The sequence below is a fragment of the Bradyrhizobium sp. USDA 3650 genome, from assembly GCF_054057395.1.
Window position 1 is genome coordinate 1,797,264 of sequence record NZ_JBSRZG010000001.1, and the last position, 17,406, is coordinate 1,814,669.

12 protein-coding genes and 1 pseudogene are annotated in these 17,406 nt (G+C 64.9%); 6 read left to right on the forward strand and 7 right to left on the reverse strand.

What is annotated here, in order from left to right; genetic code table 11:
• Positions 1 to 101 precede the first annotated feature (101 nt).
• The 3 genes from ACVIN2_RS08585 to ACVIN2_RS08595 all read left to right on the forward strand — a co-directional run bounded on the left by ACVIN2_RS08585 (position 102) and on the right by ACVIN2_RS08595 (position 2,899).
• The gene (locus ACVIN2_RS08585) at positions 102 to 881 is read left to right on the forward strand and encodes an SDR family NAD(P)-dependent oxidoreductase (RefSeq protein WP_456765269.1); all 780 of its coding nucleotides are present in this window, start codon (positions 102 to 104) and stop codon (positions 879 to 881) included.
• Between the two features lie 108 nt (positions 882 to 989).
• Positions 990 to 1,370, forward strand: coding sequence for a VOC family protein (locus tag ACVIN2_RS08590; protein WP_456765270.1), 381 nt, complete (start codon positions 990 to 992; stop codon positions 1,368 to 1,370).
• A gap of 251 nt (positions 1,371 to 1,621) precedes the next feature.
• On the forward strand, positions 1,622 to 2,899 hold the full coding sequence (locus tag ACVIN2_RS08595) for an acyl-CoA dehydrogenase family protein (RefSeq protein ID WP_456765271.1): 1,278 nt from the start codon (positions 1,622 to 1,624) through the stop codon (positions 2,897 to 2,899).
• A 139-nt stretch (positions 2,900 to 3,038) separates the two neighbouring features.
• Here the strand turns inward: ACVIN2_RS08595 and yghU are convergent, their stop codons facing one another.
• The gene (gene yghU / locus ACVIN2_RS08600; RefSeq protein ID WP_456765272.1) at positions 3,039 to 3,920 is read right to left on the reverse strand and encodes a glutathione-dependent disulfide-bond oxidoreductase; all 882 of its coding nucleotides are present in this window, start codon (positions 3,918 to 3,920) and stop codon (positions 3,039 to 3,041) included.
• A gap of 305 nt (positions 3,921 to 4,225) precedes the next feature.
• On the opposite strand from yghU, the gene ACVIN2_RS08605 reads away from it, so the two are divergent.
• A complete protein-coding gene (locus tag ACVIN2_RS08605) occupies positions 4,226 to 5,359 on the forward strand; it encodes a nitronate monooxygenase (protein ID WP_456765273.1) in 1,134 nt (377 codons plus the stop codon).
• Positions 5,360 to 5,478: 119 nt separating this feature from the next.
• A complete protein-coding gene (locus tag ACVIN2_RS08610) occupies positions 5,479 to 6,996 on the forward strand; it encodes an acetyl-CoA acetyltransferase (protein ID WP_456765274.1) in 1,518 nt (505 codons plus the stop codon).
• A 102-nt stretch (positions 6,997 to 7,098) separates the two neighbouring features.
• On the opposite strand, the gene ACVIN2_RS08615 is transcribed toward ACVIN2_RS08610, so the two are convergent.
• The 6 genes and pseudogenes from ACVIN2_RS08615 to ltnD form a co-directional block, all read right to left on the reverse strand.
• A complete protein-coding gene (locus tag ACVIN2_RS08615; protein ID WP_456765275.1) occupies positions 7,099 to 8,301 on the reverse strand; it encodes an efflux RND transporter periplasmic adaptor subunit in 1,203 nt (400 codons plus the stop codon).
• A pseudogene (locus ACVIN2_RS08620) lies at positions 8,288 to 11,469 on the reverse strand (efflux RND transporter permease subunit). The gene ACVIN2_RS08615 and the pseudogene ACVIN2_RS08620 overlap by 14 nt, the downstream one beginning before the upstream one ends.
• A gap of 245 nt (positions 11,470 to 11,714) precedes the next feature.
• Positions 11,715 to 13,406, reverse strand: a complete 1,692-nt coding sequence (locus tag ACVIN2_RS08625) for a methyl-accepting chemotaxis protein (RefSeq protein ID WP_456765276.1) — start codon at positions 13,404 to 13,406, stop codon at positions 11,715 to 11,717.
• 168 nt (positions 13,407 to 13,574) lie between these two features.
• Complete coding sequence (gene otnK / locus ACVIN2_RS08630) at positions 13,575 to 14,864, reverse strand: 3-oxo-tetronate kinase (protein WP_456765277.1); 1,290 nt, start codon at positions 14,862 to 14,864, stop codon at positions 13,575 to 13,577.
• Positions 14,861 to 15,643 carry a 2-oxo-tetronate isomerase gene (gene otnI / locus ACVIN2_RS08635; protein ID WP_456765278.1) on the reverse strand — a complete coding sequence of 261 codons (783 nt, stop codon included), beginning with the start codon at positions 15,641 to 15,643 and terminating at the stop codon, positions 14,861 to 14,863. The genes otnK and otnI overlap by 4 nt, the downstream gene beginning before the upstream one ends.
• Before the next feature lie 14 nt (positions 15,644 to 15,657).
• Positions 15,658 to 16,575, reverse strand: a complete 918-nt coding sequence (gene ltnD / locus ACVIN2_RS08640; protein WP_456765279.1) for an L-threonate dehydrogenase — start codon at positions 16,573 to 16,575, stop codon at positions 15,658 to 15,660.
• A gap of 103 nt (positions 16,576 to 16,678) precedes the next feature.
• Between ltnD and otnC the strand changes: the two genes are divergently transcribed.
• Positions 16,679 to 17,353: a 3-oxo-tetronate 4-phosphate decarboxylase gene (otnC, locus tag ACVIN2_RS08645; RefSeq protein ID WP_456765280.1), complete on the forward strand. Its 675-nt coding sequence runs from the start codon at positions 16,679 to 16,681 to the stop codon at positions 17,351 to 17,353.
• The last annotated feature ends 53 nt before the right edge of the window (positions 17,354 to 17,406 follow it).

Below are 17,406 nucleotides of genomic sequence, written 5' to 3' on the forward strand. Positions count from 1 at the left end.
ATTTGATTTTTGGCGCGGTCTTGTCCATGGTGATCGGAGCATAGCAAGCAATCTTGCGCGCAGCGGCTGATGCGCGCCAAGCAAAAACAAGGAAACGCGCCATGAACCTTTTCGACCTTTCAGGCCGGGTCGCCGTGATCACCGGCGGCAATGGCGGCATCGGGCTCGGCATCGCACACGCGCTCGCCGGCCAGGGCTGCAATGTCTCGATCTGGGGTCGCAATCCTGACAAGAACAAGGCCGCTGCCGCGAGCCTGGCGGGGTTATCAGGCAAGGTCGACGCGCGGGTCTGCGACGTCACCGACCCGGCCTCGGTCAATGCCGCGATGAAGGCCACGCTCGACACATTCGGCCGGGTCGACGGCTGCTTCGCCAATGCCGGTATCGGCGGCGGCGGCCGTCGCTCCTTCATCGAGCGCACCGAGGACGAATGGCGCACGATGTTTGCGACCAATCTCGACGGCGTGTTCCACGCGTTCCAGGCGGCCGCAAAACACATGACCCAGCGCGCCGAGGCGGGCGATCCCTTCGGCCGGCTGGTGGCGACCTCGAGCCTCGCCTCGATCTTCGGCACCGCGCGCAACGAGCACTATGCCGCGACCAAGGCCGCAATCAACGCGCTGGTCCGCGCGCTCGGCGTCGAGCTGGCGCGCCACGGCGTCACCGCGAATGCGATCCTGCCCGGCTGGATCAAGAGCGACATGACCTCGGGCCTGATGGCCAACGAGAAGTTCGTGGCCAACGTGATGCCGCGCATTCCGGTGCGGCGTTTCGGAGAGGCCAGCGATTTCGGCGGCATCGCGGTATATCTGATGAGCAAGGCGTCGTCGTACCACACCGCGGATACGTTCGTGATCGACGGCGGCTATACGGCGTTTTGAGTCTCGTAGCCCGGATGGAGCGCAGCGCAATTCGGGATTTTCAAAAGTAAGCAAGACTCGGATTACGCTTCGCTCCATCCGGGCTACAAACTCTGAGGGGAATGGGCAATGTTCTCGCACATCATGATCGGCACCAACGACCTCGACAAGGCCAAGGCCTTCTATGACAATTTGCTGTCCACGCTCGAAGTGCGGCCGGCGCGCGTCGATGGCCACCGCATCTTCTACATCACCAAGACCGGCGTGTTCTCGGTGACGAAGCCGATCAACGGCGAAGCGGCGACGCCTGCGAATGGCGGCACCATCGGCTTTGCCGCCAACTCGCCCGAGCAGGTCAATGCATGGCATACGGCCGGCATCGCCGCTGGCGGCGTTCCCTGCGAAGATCCTCCCGGCATCCGCCAGGGCCCCGGCGTCAACCTCTATATTGCCTATTTGCGCGACCTCGACGGCAACAAGATCTGCGCGATGCATCGGATGGCGAACTAGCCACACACGCACGGTCGTAGCCCGGATGGAGCGCAGCGTAATCCGGGGTTGCGCAACGCTCGCTCTGTCCCGGATTGCGCTGCGCTCCATCCGGGCTACGGCTCCTCAACAGCCCATTCAAACAACATTTCAAACGCCCTCGCGATATTCCATCGCATGGCATGGCTCGGATTGGAAAATGCGCGCTCGCACTTTGGCGACGCTGCGACTATTCTCCGGCTCCAACGAGCTCAGCGACCCCGGGAGGAACAATGACAAAACACACCTATATTCCCCGCACCACCAACTACACCCTCAATCCCGGCGACGAGCTTAACGACCTCAGGATGTCGGACCAGGTGCGGCCGCTCTACGATCACGTCAGGAAGTTCATCCGCGACACCGTCGAGCCGATGTCGATCGAGTTCGCCAAGGCCGGCGAGGGCAAGGAAGACCGCTGGAGCTTCACGCCGAAGCAACTCGAGGTGCTGGAGAAGGCCAAGAACAAGGCCAAGCAGGAAGGCCTCTGGAACTTCTTCCTGCCCGACGACGAGACCGGCCAGGGCCTGAAGAATCTCGACTATGCCTATATCGCATCCGAGCTCGGCAAGAGCCCGCTGGCCTCGGAGAGCATGAACTGCTCGGCGCCTGATACCGGCAACATGGAGGTGCTGGAGCGCGTCGGCACCAAGGAGCAGAAGGAGAAGTGGCTGAAGCCGCTGATGAACGGCGAGATCCGCTCCGCCTATGTCATGACCGAGCCGAACGTCGCCTCCTCCGATGCCAAGAACATCTCGACCACCGCCAAGCTCGTCGGCGACGAATGGGTCATCAACGGCGAGAAGTACTACATCTCCGGTGTCGGCGATCCCCGCTGCAAGATCCTCATCGTGATGGTGAAGACCAATCCGGATGCGGCGCCGAGCAAGCAGCAGTCGCAGATCCTGGTGCCGCGCGACACGCCCGGTGTCGAGGTGCTCGGCCCCATGTACGTGTTCGGCCAGGACCACGCGCCGCGCGGCCACATGCACATGCGCTTCAACAACGTCCGCGTACCCAAGGAGAACATTCTGCTTGGCGAAGGCCGCGGCTTCGAGATCTCGCAGCTCCGGCTCGGCCCGGGCCGCATTCATCACTGCATGCGCACCGTCGGCAAGGCCGAGAAGGCGCTCGATTTGATGGTGCAGCGTGGCCTCACCCGCGAAGCCTTCGGCAAGAAGATCGCCCATCTCGGCGGCAACATGCAGATCATCGCGCAGGCGCGCTGCGAGATCGAGGCGATGCGGCTGATGGTGCTGAAGGCCGCCAAGGCCATGGACGTGCTCGGCAACAAGGAGGCCCGCGTCTGGGTCTCCATGGTCAAGGCCATGGTGCCGGAGCGCGCCTGCAAGATCATCGACCAGTCGATCCAGATGCACGGCGCCACCGGCATCTCGCACTGGACCCCGCTCGCCGAAATGTACCAGGACGTCCGCCATCTGCGCTTTGCGGATGGTCCGGACGAGGTGCACTGGATGGTGGTGGGACGACACGAGCTGAGCATGGGGTGATCTTCTTCCCCTTCTCCCCGCTTGCGGGGAGAAGGTTGGGATGAGGGGGAGTCTCCGCGAGGATGCTGTCAGTCGGACTCGCGGAGAGTCCCCCTCACCGGGAATTTGCTTGCGCAAATTCCGGGGAGAGGCGAAGGGACTACGACGCGGCGGCCTCGCCGACCTTGTCCTGCGTCCTGGTGTCGAAATCGCCGGCATCATGCCGCTCGTGGAGCTGGCTGGCGGGATCGCCGGAGACACGGTTGACCATGCGGCCGCGCTTGACGGCAGGGCGCTTGGCGATCTGGTCGGTCCAGCGCTGCACGTGCTTGTAGTCCTGCACCGAGAGGAATTCGCCGGCGCCATAGACCAGCCCCTTGGCGAGCGCGCCGTACCAGGGCCACACCGCCATGTCGGCGATGGTGTATTCGCTGCCCGCGAGATATTCGTTGTCGGCGAGCCGGCGGTCGAGCACGTCGAGCTGGCGCTTGGTCTCCATCGCGAAACGGTCGATGGCGTATTCGATCTTGGTCGGCGCGTAGGCGTAGAAGTGGCCGAAGCCACCGCCGAGATAAGGCGCGCTGCCCATCTGCCAGAACAGCCACGACATCGCTTCAGTGCGGCTCCTGATGTCCTTCGGCAGGAAGGCGCCGAACTTTTCCGCGAGGTAGAACAGGATCGAGCCGGACTCGAACACCCGGATCGGCTCCGGGCCGGAGCGGTCCATCAGCGCCGGGATCTTGGAATTCGGATTGATGTCGACAAAGCCGCTGCCGAACTGATCGCCGTTGCCGATCTTGATGAGCCAGGCGTCGTATTCCGCGCCCTTGTGGCCGAGCGCCAGAAGCTCCTCCAGCATGACCGTGACCTTCACCCCGTTCGGCGTCGCCAGCGAATAGAGCTGGAAGGGATGCTTGCCGACCGGCAGCTCCTTGTCATGGGTGGGACCGGCAATGGGACGGTTGATGCTGGCGAACTGTCCGCCGTTCTCCTTGTTCCAGGTCCAGACCTTGGGCGGCACGTAGGCGGGGGTGTCGGTCATGTGAAGGGCTCCGGCGAAAAAGATGCGCTTGCATTAATTAGCCCACGGACGGCCGATGGCAAGCCCTGCCGGCCCTGCGTCCGGCGCGGGCCTCGCGACCGCGTCATGCATTCGACATCGCCGCGGACGACCTGCACCAGAGCCCGCATCTGTCGAGCCAGGCGTACGGCTTCGCGCAACACGGCGTGTGCACGCAAGATGCGACGCCAAATCCGGATTGGCATGGCGCGAGACGATGGTCTAGCGTCGATGAGCCTTCGCTCAAGATTGCAATGACAGCAACGCGAGGCCGCCGGGAGAGAACGATGAAATCGCCGATCTGCGACATGCTGGGCATCGATTTCCCGCTGCTCGCCTTCAGCCATTGCCGCGATGTCGTCGCCGCCGTCAGCCGCGCCGGCGGCTTTGGCGTGTTGGGTGCGACCGTGCACACGCCGGATACGCTGGAGCGCGAGCTGAAATGGATCGACGAGCACGTCGACGGCAAGCCTTACGGCATCGACGTTCTGATCCCCGAAAACATCTCGACTGCGGGCGAGAAGAACGTCACCTGGAAGAGCCTTGAAGCACGCGTGCCACAGGAGCACCGCAACTACACGCGCGATCTCCTGAAGAAATACGACATCGAACTCACGACCACCGAGGTCGCTGACAACCAGCCGCAGCCGTTCGATGGCAGGACCGCGCTGGAGCTGCTGGAGGTCTCGTTCAAGCACCCGATCCGCCTGATCGCCAATGCTCTCGGCGTGCCGCCGAAGGCGATGATCGAGATGGGCAGAAAGCACGGCGTGCCGGTCGCGGCGCTGGTCGGCGCCAAGGAGCACGCGCTGCGGCAGGTCGCGGCCGGTGTCGATATCCTCGTGGTCCAGGGCACCGAAGCCGGCGGCCATTGCGGCGAGGTCTCGACCATGGTGCTGGTGCCGGAGGTGATCAAGGCGATCAAGAAGATCCGCGACGTGCCGGTGCTGGCGGCCGGCGGCATCATGACGGGACGGCAGATGGCGGCCTGCATGGCGATGGGTGCCGCGGGCGCCTGGACCGGCTCGGTGTGGCTTGCCACCGTCGAGGCCGAGACCACGGAGATCTTTCGCGAGAAGATGATCGCGGCGTCGTCGCGCGATGCGGTGCGCTCGAAGGGCCGCACCGGAAAGCCGGCGCGGCAACTTCGCTCGGTCTGGACCGACGCCTGGGACCGCGCAGCCGAGAGCCCCGGCGCATTGCCGATGCCGTTGCAAAGCATCGTCAGCCGTGACGCCTTCAACGCGATCGACCGCGCCGCTGCGGGCGGCAACGCGAAAGCGCGCGATCTCGTGAGTTACTTCGTCGGCCAGGGCGTCGGGCTGATCGACAGCGTGAAGTCGGCCGGCGCGGTGGTGCAGGAGTTCAAGGAAGAGTTTGCCGAAGCCGTCGAGCACATGAATGCGCTGGTGGCGGAGTGATTGCCACACACCGTCATTGCGAGCGCAGCGAAGCAATCCAGACTGCTGCCCACGGAAAGATTCTGGATTGCTTCGCTGTGCTCGCAATGACGAAACAACTGACATTGTGAATTGAGGCCATGACCGACAAGAGCAGCATCCCCCCAGACCGAATCCCCGTCATCGTCGGCATCGGCGAGATCGTCGACCGTCCAAAGGAGATTACCGACGGCCTCGAGCCGCTCGATCTGCTCGAACAGGCCTTGCTGCGCGCGGAAGCTGATGCCGGCGCAAAGCTGCTCGGCGAGGTGCAGTCGCTCGACGTCGTCAACTTCCTGAGCTGGCGATATCGCGATCCGGAGCAGCTGCTGGCGCAACGGCTCGGCATCTCGCCGTCGCATTGCTATTACGGCCCGGTCGGCGGCGAGAGCCCGATCCGCTACATCCACGAAGCCGCAAAGCGCATCGCGCGCGGTGAATGCAGTGTTGCCGCAGTTTGCGGCGCGGAGGCACAGTCGACGGCGACCAAGGCGGAGCGCGCCGGCACGAAGCTGCCATGGACGCCGTTCGCCCATGACGTCGAGGAGCCGAAGCGCGGCGCAGCGTTCCAGAAACCCTTGGCCGTGAAGCTCGGCGTGTTCCGGCCGGTCACGGTGTATCCGTTCTATGAAGCGGCATCATCCGCCCATTGGGGCCAGACGCCGCGCGAGGCGATGGCGGAGTCAGGCGTGCTGTGGTCGCGCTATTCGGAAGCCGCCGCGCAAAATCCAAATGCCTGGCTGAAGCGGCGCTATGCGCCCGACGAAATCACGACGCCGACCGCGGACAACCGCCTGATCGCCTGGCCCTACAACAAGCTCATGGTCGCAAACCCCGGCGTCAACATGGGCGGCGCGCTGCTGCTCACCAGCCTCGCCAGGGCGCGTGCGGCCGGCATCGCCGAGGACAAGCTCGTCTACCCGCTCGGCGGCGCCTCGGCCGAGGAGCCGCGCGACTATCTCTTGCGCGACCAGTTTTACGAGAGCCATTCGCAGAATGCCGTCTTGAAGGCCGTGATGGATCTCGCCGGCGGCGACGGCAAGACGTTCGATGCGATCGAGCTCTATAGCTGCTTCCCGTGCGTGCCCAAGATGGCGCGGCGGACGCTGGGCCTGGGTGCCGACGTGCAGCCGACCGTGACAGGCGGCCTCACCTTCTTCGGTGCGCCGCTCAACACCTACATGACCCATGCCGCCTGCGCGATGGTGCGGCGGGTGCGCGACGGCGCAACGCTCGGCCTGCTCTACGGCCAGGGCGGCTTCGTCACCAAGCATCATGCGCTGGTGGTGTCGAAAGTGCCGCCGCGTGAAGCATTGGCACAGGAGACGAGCGTGCAGGCGGCGGCGGACGGCAACAGGCGCGCGGTGCCGGAGTTCGTCACGGATGTCTCGGGCAAAGGCAAGGTCGAGAGCTTTACGGTGCTCTACGGCCGGGCCGGCGATGTCGAGCACGGCGTGGCGATGCTGCGGACGGAAGATGACAGGCGCACACTGGCGCGGATTCCCGCGAGCGATACCGCGACGTTGGCGCATCTGCTGAACATGGACCGCACGCCGGTGGGCTCGCTCGGCGAGATCGCGATGGCTGCGGATGGCGTGCCGGAGTGGCGGGTGGCGTAGTCTCGTAGGGTGGGTTAGCCGAAGGCGTAACCCACCTCTTTTGCTTGCGCGAAGACGAACAGTGGTGGGTTACGCTTCGCTAACCCACCCTACAAACTCGCCCTACCCCTTCGGCGCCTGCTTCTCCGACGCGGTCGCCGGCTTGCCCTTGGCGCCGGTGCCGGTGACGCGGACCTGGTCGCCGTCGGAAAGGCCGTCCGGTGGTGCGGTGATGACGCGATCATCCGCTGCAATTCCCGAGGCAAGCTCGATCTCGCGGCCGAGGTCGCGGGCGATGGTCACGGGCTTGAACAGCACCTTGTCGTCCGGACCGACGGTTGCGACGCGCAGGCCGCTGCCGTTGAAGATCAGCGCGCTGGCGGGAATGCTGAGCGGCGCGGAGTCGCGCTGCAGGCTGAGCTTCACGCTGGCGTAGCCGCCGGGCATCAGCTCGCCTGAGGAATTGTCGAGACCGAGTTGCATGCGCGTCGTGCCGGAGGCGACGTCAACCGCCTGCGAGGAGGCCTCCACCGTCGCCTGGAAGGTCCGGTTCGGATACTCCGGCAGCACGATGGCGGCCTTGGCCCCCATCTTGATCGCGGGCACGTAGTTCTGGGGCACGTTGATGTAGACGCGCAGCTTGGTGATGTCGGAGACCACGAACATCGCCGGGCCCGAGCCGCCGCCTGAATTGATCAGCGCACCGACGTCGGTGTCGCGCGCCGTGACCACGCCGTCAAACGGAGCGGTGATCTTCTTGTAACCGGCCAGCGCCTCGAGCCGCTCGACATTGGCCTGGCCCGAGCGAACCGCCGCGTTCTTGTTGGAGAGATCGGCGGTACGCTCGTCGATCTCCTGCGCGGAGACGAAGTTGGAGGCGACCAGCGTCTTGCGGCGGTTGAGGGTGGCTTCCGACAGCCTGGCGCTGGACTGCTGGCTGGCGAGGTCGGCGCGGGCCTGAAGCAGTTGCTGGTCGAGGTCGGGCGCCTCGATCTCGGCGATCACCTGACCGGCTTTCACCCGCGCACCGATGTCGGCGCTCCAGCTTTTGAGATAGCCGGGAACGCGGGCAAAGATCGGCGCGCGATAATAGGCTTCGAGACGGCCCGGCAAGTCGATGGTCGCATTGAGAGCCTTGGCATTGGGCAGCGTCACCGCGACGCTGGGAATGGCCTGGTCATCGGTCCAGGCCTTCAGCTTGGAGCCCTGCTCCTCGCGGGCACGGATGCCGGTGCCCACGACCAGGCCCGCCGCGATCAGCGCCACCACGCCGAAGATGCCCAGTTTCCGGTGCGACACCGGGGAGCGGGATTCAGTGGGCGACATGCGGGGTCTCCAGGGAGGGCGGCGGCTTTGGCGCCTTGCTTCTTGTGTACCATGCTGAACACCACGGGAACAAACATCAGCGTGGCGAAGGTTGCAAAGATCAGGCCGCCGATCACGGCGCGGCCGAGCGGCGCATTCTGCTCGCCGCCCTCGCCGAGCCCAAGGGCCATGGGCGCCATGCCAATGATCATGGCGAGCGCGGTCATCAGCACCGGGCGGAACCGGACGAAGCCGGCTTCCAGCGCCGCGGCGATGGGATCGCCGAGCTCTTCGTAGCGCTCGCGCGCGAACGAGATCACGAGCACGCTGTTGGCGGTGGCAACGCCCATGCACATGATGGCGCCGGTCAGCGCCGGCACCGACAGCGTCGTCTCGGTGGCGAACAGCATCCAGACGATGCCGGCGAGTGCTGCGGGCAGCGCGGTGATGATCACGAACGGATCGGACCAGGACTGGAAGTTCACGACGATCAGGAAATAGATCAGGACGACCGCGCCGAGCAGGCCGAACAGCAGGCGCGGTGAAGGCGCTGTTCATGGTCTGCACCTGGCCGAGCAGGACCACGGAAGAGCCCTTCGGCACGTCCTTGGCGGTGTCGGCGATCACCTGGCGGATGTCGGTCGCGACCGCGCCGAGATCCCGGCCCGAGGTCGTGGCGAAGATCTGCACCATCGACTGGATGTCGTATTGCGAGACCACTGCGCTCGAGGTCGAGCGCCTGATGTCGGCGATGCCGCCGAGGATCGGCGACTGCGAATTGCCGGCCGCCGTGATCGGCAGCGTCTGAAGCGCGCTGAGCGAATCCATCTGGTATTGCGGCGTCTGCATCACGATCGAATAGGACACGCCGTTATCCGGATTGAGGTAGTAGGTCGGCGCCACCTGTGAGGAGCCAGCAAGGTTGACCACGAGACTGTTGGTGACGTCGCGCTCGGTCAGGCCGACATATTGCGCGCGGGTGCGGTCGACGTCGATGTTGAAGGTCGGATTGTTCGGCGATTGCTGGATGCGCGCATCGGCGACGCCGGGAATCCTGCGGACCTTGGCCAGCAGATTGTTGGCATAAGCGAAGTTGGCGCTGAGATTGCCACCACGGATCTGCAGGTCGATCGGCGCCGGCGCGCCGAAATTCAGGATCTGGCTGACGATGTCGGCCGGCAGGAAGGCGAAGCTGACGCCGGGAAACAGCCGCGGCAGTTGCTCTCGCAGCACGCGCACATGCTCCTCGGTCGGCTTGTGGCCTTCCTTCAGCTTGATCTGGATGTCGCCATCCTGCGGGCCGATCACGCCGGTGTTGTTGTAGGTCATGTTGATACCGGAGATCGGCATTCCGATGTTGTCGGTCAGCGTTTCGATCTCGCCCGGGATCAGCTTGCGGATCGCCTTCTGCACGTCGGCGAGCTGGTTCGCGGTCTCCTCGACGCGGGTGCCGACCTGAGTGCGGACGTGCATCAGGATGTTGCCGGCATCGACCGCGGGGAAGAAGTTGCGCCCGAGGAACGGCACCAGCGCGAAGGACGCGCCGACCACGCAGAGGAAGCCGATCACGAACACCGGACGGTGCGCGAGCGCGAGTCCGAGGAAATTGTGGTAGCCGCCGCGAATACGCTCGAAGCGAGCCTCGAAACCGCGCTGGAACCAGACCAGGGGATTGCGCGACTTCGGCGGACCGTCCACGTGATGGACATGTGCCTGCAACAGATAGTTGGCCATGGTCGGCACCAGCGTGCGCGACAGCAGAAACGACCAGATCATCGCGAACATCACCGCTTCCGCCATCGGCACGAACAGGAAGCGCGCCACGCCGGTGAGGAAGAACATCGGCACGAACACGATGCAGATGCAGAGCAGCGAGACGAAGGCTGGCGTCACGATCTGGTTGGCGCCGTCGAGGATCGACTGCTCGACCGGCTTGCCCTGCTCCAGATGGTAGTTGATGTTCTCGATCGTGACGGTGGCGTCGTCGACGAGAATGCCGACGGCGAGCGCCAGGCCGCCGAGCGTCATGATGTTCAGCGTCTCGCCGATCGCCGACAGCATGATGATGGCGCCGAGCACGGAGAGCGGGATCGAGACCGCGATGATCACGGTCGAGCGCCAGCTGCCGAGGAACAGCAGGATCATGACGCTGGTGAGCAGCGCCGCGATCACGCCCTCGAACGCGACGCCTTCGATGGCGCCGCGGACGAATACCGACTGATCGCCGATGAAGCCGATCTTGAGCGCGTCCGGCAGCTGGTCCTTGACGTCGATCACCTTCTGCTTGATGCCTGCGATGATGTCGAGCGTCGAGGTCGCGCCCGCCTTCAGCACCATCATCAGCACCGAGCGGTTGCCGTCGACATGGACAATGTTGGTCTGCGGCGGGTTGCCGTCGCGCACAGTCGCGACATCGCGCACATAGACCATCGCGCCGTTGACGGTCTTGATCGGCAGATTGCCGAGCTCCTCGATCTTCAGCGGCGAATTGTTGAGCTGGATGTTGTATTCGAACTGCCCGATCTTCTGGGTGCCGACCGGCGTGATCAGGTTCTGGGCCGCGAGCGCGTTGGCGACGTCCTGGCCGGACAGGCCGCGGGCCTGGAGCGCGGTCGGGTCGAGGTCGATCTGGATCTGGCGCTGCTTGCCGCCGAACGGATACGGGATCGCAGCACCCGGCACGGTGACCAGCGGAGTACGGAGCTGGTTGATGCCGATATCGGCGAGGTTCTGCTCGGTCAGGCCGTCACCCGACAGCGCCACCTGGACGATCGGCACGGTGGAGGCGGAGTAGTTCAGGATCAGAGGCGGCGTCGCGCCCGGCGGCATCTGCTTGATCAGCGTCTGCGAGATCGCGGTGACCTGCGCATTGGCGGTGCGGATGTCGACGTTCGGCTGGAAGAAGATCTTGATGATGCCAAAGCCGTTATAGGAATTGGCGGTGATGTGCTCGATATCGTTGACCGTCGTCGTCAGCGCGCGCTGAAACGGCGTGGTGATGCGACCCGACATCTGGTCGGGCGGCAGGCCGGTGTATTGCCAGACCACCCCGATCACGGGGATGCGGATGTCCGGGAAGATGTCGGTCGGCGTCCGCAGCGCCGCCAGCGGTCCGATGATCAGAAGCAGGAGCGCGAGCACGACAAACGTGTAGGGCCGGCTCAGGGCAATACGGACCAGAGCAATCATTCGTTGGGCAATTCCAGATCAGGGACCGGAAACACCGCCCCCGCGGGTTCCTCGGCTGATTTACCTGAAGACCGCACAAATGGCCAACGACGCTGCGGCACCTGCGGTAACTTCCCTGCTATCGCACTGCGAAATCGCATTCCAGATATGCAGCTCAGGCCCGAAAGATGACAGAAGCCGCTGTTCCCCGCGTAAAAAAAGCGGCGCCCGCGAACGCCGCTTTCAGGAATTCCGTGCCTGCCAGCCTAGGCCGCGCGGACGTTGGTCAGGAACTTGCTGACTTCGGTCTTGAGCCGGTTCGAGTCGTTCGACAGCATCTGCGCCGCCGACAGCACCTGCGAGGAGGCCGTGCCGGTCTCGGTCGCGCCGCGCTGCACGTCGGTGATGTTGGAGGAGACCTGCTGGGTGCCCTGCGCCGCCTGCTGTACGTTGCGGGCGATCTCCTGGGTCGCCGCGCCCTGCTCTTCCACGGCCGCCGCGATCGCCGATGAGATCTCCGACAGACGCTCGATGGTCGACGAGATCTCCTTGATGGCGCCGACCGAGTCGTTGGTCGCCGCCTGGATGCCGGAAATCTGCTGGCCGATCTCACCGGTCGCCTTCGCGGTCTGCTCGGCGAGCGCCTTCACCTCGGAGGCGACGACCGCAAAGCCGCGGCCGGCTTCGCCGGCGCGTGCGGCTTCGATGGTCGCGTTCAGCGCCAGAAGGTTGGTCTGGCCGGCGATGGTGTTGATGAGCTCGACGACGTCGCCGATGCGCGAGGCTGCCTTGGAGAGCTCGCTGACGCGTTCGGTGGTGGTGCGCGCCTGGCCGACGGCGTCGCCCGCCATCCGCGCAGATTCCTGCACCTGACGGCTGATCTCGCCGACCGATGAGGCCATCTCCTCGGTGGCCGAGGCCACCGACTGCACGTTGGTCGAGGCCTCCTCCGACGCTCCGGCAACCGTGGTCGCCAGCCGCTGGGAGCGGTCGGCGGTCGAGGTCAGCGTCGAGGCGGAGGCCTCCAACTGGGTCGAGGCCGACGACACGGTCTGGACGATCTCGCCGATCATCGTTTCGAATTCGCGGGTGATGTTGTCGACGCGGCGGCCGCGCTCGATCTTGGCTTCGGCATCGGCGGCGGCAGCCTCGTCGGCGGCCTTCTTGGCGATCAGCGCGTCCTTGAAGATCTGGAGCACGTCGGCCATGGCGCCGATCTCGGTCTTCTCACCACGGTGCGGAACCTCGGCGGAAAGGTCGCCCTTGCCGAGTGCCTGCATCGGCTGGGTAATCGAGTTGATGCCGTTCGAGACGTCCTGCACCAGGTAGAAGCCAACGCCGGAGCCGACAAGGACGGCGGCGCCGAGAATGATCGCGACCAGCATGAAGGCATAATAGTAGCTGTTGGCGGCATCCTGCGCGGCCTGGTCGCCACCCTTGGTGTTGAGCTCGATGTCCTTGCGCAGAACCTCGTCGGCCTGAAGCCCGATCTTGTTGACCGTCTTGGTGTTCAGCTCATGCGCCTCGTGCGGGACCTTGCCGGCCTCCTTGCGCGACAGCGCCATGACCTCCTGGGTGCCCTTCTTGTAATCGTCCCAGAACCTGGACCATTCACCGTAGAGTGCCCGTTCTTCAGGCGAGGTAATCATGTCCTCGTAAGTTTTGCGGAATTTGGTGTTGGCCTCGATCACGGTCGCAAGCGTCTTCTCTGCCGCGAGCTTCTCGTCCAGCGTTTCCGACAGCATGTGCTCTCGGATGACGTTGCGGTAAGTGATGACGCCGGCACGCAGGTCGCCGAGCACGCGCACGCTGGGCATCCAGCTCGTGGTGATGTCGACGGTGTTGGCATTCATCGACCGCATCTTCACGACGGCGAGCAGGCCCATGCCGGCCATCGCGACCAGCAGGAACGCCACGACACTGATGATCTTGGCGCGGATGGAAATGGTGGCGAGCATATGGAGTCTCTTTGTGCTGGCGCGGCGGCGCGTCCGGAAATCTACGAATCAACCTAAGGGAGCAGCACCGACATCCAACACCAGAGCACCTGAGCAGACGTTAACGACGACTCCGTACGAGTACGGAAGCCTGAAATAAGTGAACACGACGCTAAAAATGCCCTGCGCTCAGCGCATGAGCCTAAGCGCATCGGAGAAAAACTCGGGCCCGCCGAAATTTCCGGACTTCAAGGCAAGCAACATGTCGCTTTTCTCAGCACCGACCGCGCGCAGCACCGGGACGCCCGCCGCAATCTCTACTCCGACGAGAAATCCGGGGATCTTCAGGCGGTCGACCACGGCACCGGATGTCTCCCCGCCGGCAATGACCAGGCGCTTGACGCCGGCCCGCACCAGACCCTCGGCGATGTCGGCCATCGCCTGCTCGATGGCGTGACCGGCCGCGTCGCGACCATGGCGCGCCTGGAGCTCGGCGACCTGATCGGGCGTCGAGCTCGATGCGATCAGGACCGGACCGTCCGCCAGTCGCGGCTTCGCCCAGGCCAGTGCGCGCTGCGCCTCGTCCTCGCCCGTAGTAACACGGTCCGGATCGAGATGCAGCACCGGCATGACACGCTCGGCATTGGCAATCTGCTGAAGCGTCGCATGCGAGCAGCTTCCGGCCAGGCACGCCGCCGGTCCGCCGACCGCTGCCCCCGCCTCGCTGCTTGCCGCGCTCGATGTGACCTTGCCTGTCGAGACCAGCGCCCGCGCTAGCCCAAGGCCCATGCCGGAGGCGCCGACCGACAACCGATGCTGGGCAGCGACGAGGCCGATGGTCTCGAGGTTGCGGTCGAACACGGCGTCGATGATCGCCGCGCCAATGCCCTTGCCCGCGAGTTCGGCCAGCCGCGCCCGCACGGCATCCGCGCCGCGCGTGACGGTGGCAAGGTCGACGAGGCCGATTTGCGTCTTGCTCTGGCGCGCCAGCACCCGCACCAGGTTGGAATCGTGCATCGGGTTGAGCGGATGGTCCTTCAGCGGGCTCTCGTTCAGCGGCACGGCACCGACGAACAGATTGCCCTGGTAGACGGTGCGGCCGGTCTCCGGAAACGCCGGCGTCACCAGCACGGCCGCCTCGCCACAATCGGCGCGAAGCGCGTCCATCACCGGGCCGATATTGCCGGCATCGGTGGAATCGAAGGTGGAGCAGATCTTGAACAGCACGTGGCTAGCGCCGCGGCCGCGCAGCCATGTCTCGGCCGCGCGCGAGCGCGACACGGCGAGGCCGGACTCGATCGAGCGGCTCTTCAAGGACACCACGACCGCATCAACCTCGGGCAGCGCGAGATCGTCCGCGGGCACGCCGATGGTCTGCACGGTGCGCAGGCCCGCGCGCGTCAGCGTATTGGCGAGGTCGGAGGCGCCGGTATAGTCGTCGGCGATGCAGCCAAGAGATATTTTCGCTGCAAGTGTCACGGCTTCACTCCCGCATAAGGCTTGAACCAGGCAAGGCCGTCGGTGGTCTTGCCGCGCGGATTATATTCGCAGCCGACGAAACCGGCATAACCGAGCCGGTCGAGTTCGTCGAACAGGAACGGATAGTTCAGCTCCTCGCCGTCGGGCTCGTTGCGCGAGGGAATGCTGGCGATCTGGATGTGGCCGATCACCGGCATCATATCGCGCAGCCGCATCGTGACGTCGCCATGGATGATCTGGCAGTGATAGATGTCGAACTGGAGTTTCAGGTTCGGAAGCCGCAGCTCCTGGATCAGGTCGCGCGCGAAGCCGAAATCGTTGAGGAAATAGCCGGGCACGTTGCGCGCATTGATCGGCTCGAGCACGATGTCGATGCCGTGCGGCGCAAAGAACTCGGCGGCCCACGCCACCGATTTGTAGAACGCCTCGATGGCAACCCGCTCGCCGCGGTTGGCGATGCCCGCCATCAAATGCAGCCGCTTGACGCCGGTCGCCTTGGCGTAGGGCAGCGCGGTCTCCAGGCTCGCCTTGAGCTCGGGGAATCGCGACGGGAGTGCCGCAAAGCCCTTCTCGCCGGCATTCCAGTCGCCCGGCGGCAGGTTGAACAGCGCCTGAGTCAAGCCGTTGCGCTTGAGCCGCTCGCCGACCGCCTCGGCCGAATGCTCGTAGGGAAAGAGAAACTCGACTGCGGTGAAGCCGGCTGCGGCAGCGGCGTCGAAGCGGTCGAGGAACGGCACCTCGGTGAACATCATCGAGAGATTGGCGGCAAAACGGGGCATCGGAATCCTCTTGTCTATTTGTCGCCGGGCAGCTTGACGCCGGTGACCTGCGCATACATCCGCGCCACCGACGCATCGTCGTCGCGGCCCATGCCGGCGGCTGACGTCATCAAGAACATCTGGAGCGCCGCGGCGGAGACCGGAACCGGGAATCTGGCACTGCGTGCCATGTCCTGGATGATGCCGAGGTCCTTGACGAAGATCTCGACCGCACTGCGCGGCGTGTAATCGCCGTCAAGCACATGCGGCATGCGGTTCTCGAACATCCAGGAGTTGCCGGCGGACGCCGTGATCACCTCGTAGACCTTGCGGATGTCGAGACCCTGCTTGGCCGCGAACGCGATTGCCTCGCTGGCGGCGGCGATATGCACGCCGGCGAGCAACTGATTGATCATCTTGAAGGCGGCGCCCTGGCCTGCGGCATCGCCAAGCTCGTACAGCTTTGCGGCCATAGCATCGAGCGCGGGCCGCGCTTTCTCGAACGCAACTGGACTGCCGGACGCGAGGATCGTCAGCTCGCCCTGCGCTGCGCGCTGCGCCCCGCCGGAGATCGGCGCATCCAGATAGTGCCGGCCGGTCGCCTCCAACTGCTTGGCGAGACGCCGCGCCACGTCGGGATCCATGGTCGCCGACGACAGGAAGACGCTGTCCTTGGCCATGGTTTCGGCGACGCCATCCTTGCCGAACAGGATCGTCTCGGTCTGCGCGGCATTGACGACGACGCTGACGACGATGTCGGCGCCCTTGGCAGCTTCAGCCGGCGTCTTGGCGCCCGCGCCGCCCTCGGTCACGAACCGCGCGACCGCATCAGCCGAGACGTCGCAGCCGGTGACGACATGACCGGCGCGCTTCAGCGAGGTCGCCATGCCAAACCCCATCGAGCCGAGCCCGATGACGGCGATGCGCTGATTCTGTGACGTGGAGGCGGACATGCAACTGATCCTTGCGACGTTTCCCGGAGGGCCACCCTTTGCGGCAGCTTGGCAACCGAATAACACGGCTTGGCCGCGCTGCCAAAGCGTGAGACAAACGGACATGACGGCCATGAGCAACGAGACATTGCTGCGCGAAGACATTTGCCGCTTCGGACGGTCGCTGTTCGAGCGTGGGCTGACGCCCGGCTCCTCCGGCAATATCAGCGTCAGGCTGGACGGTGGCGGCTGGCTGGTGACGCCGACCAATGCCTCGCTCGGCTTTCTCGATCCCGCAAAACTGTCGCGGCTGGACGATCAGGGCCGACTGGTTTCGGGCGATGCGCCGACCAAGGAAGTTCCGCTGCACAATGCGCTCTACGCCACGCGCGGGAGCGCAAGGGCGATCGTGCATCTGCATTCCACCCATTCGGTTGCGCTGTCGATGCTGCCGGAGATCGACCCGCGCGCCGCGCTGCCGCCGATGACGGCCTATTATCTGATGAAATGCGGCGCCACCGCGCTCGTGCCTTATTACCGCCCTGGCGATCCCGCGGTCGCCGATGCGATCAGGGGACTGGCGGGAAAATACTCATCCGTGCTGCTCGCCAATCACGGCCCGGTCGTCGCGGGCGACACGCTGCAAGCAGCGGTGTTCGCGACCGAGGAGTTGGAGGAGACGGCGAAGCTGTATCTCCTGCTGCGCGGGATGAACCCGCGGTATTTGTCGCCGGAGCAGGTGACGGATCTGGTGAAGGTGTTTGGGGTATCGGTGCCGGAGCACGGGCACGAGCATTGAGTCTGGCTCCAACCTCGTCATTGCCGCTACAGCCCCCGCGATCGTAGCCCGCA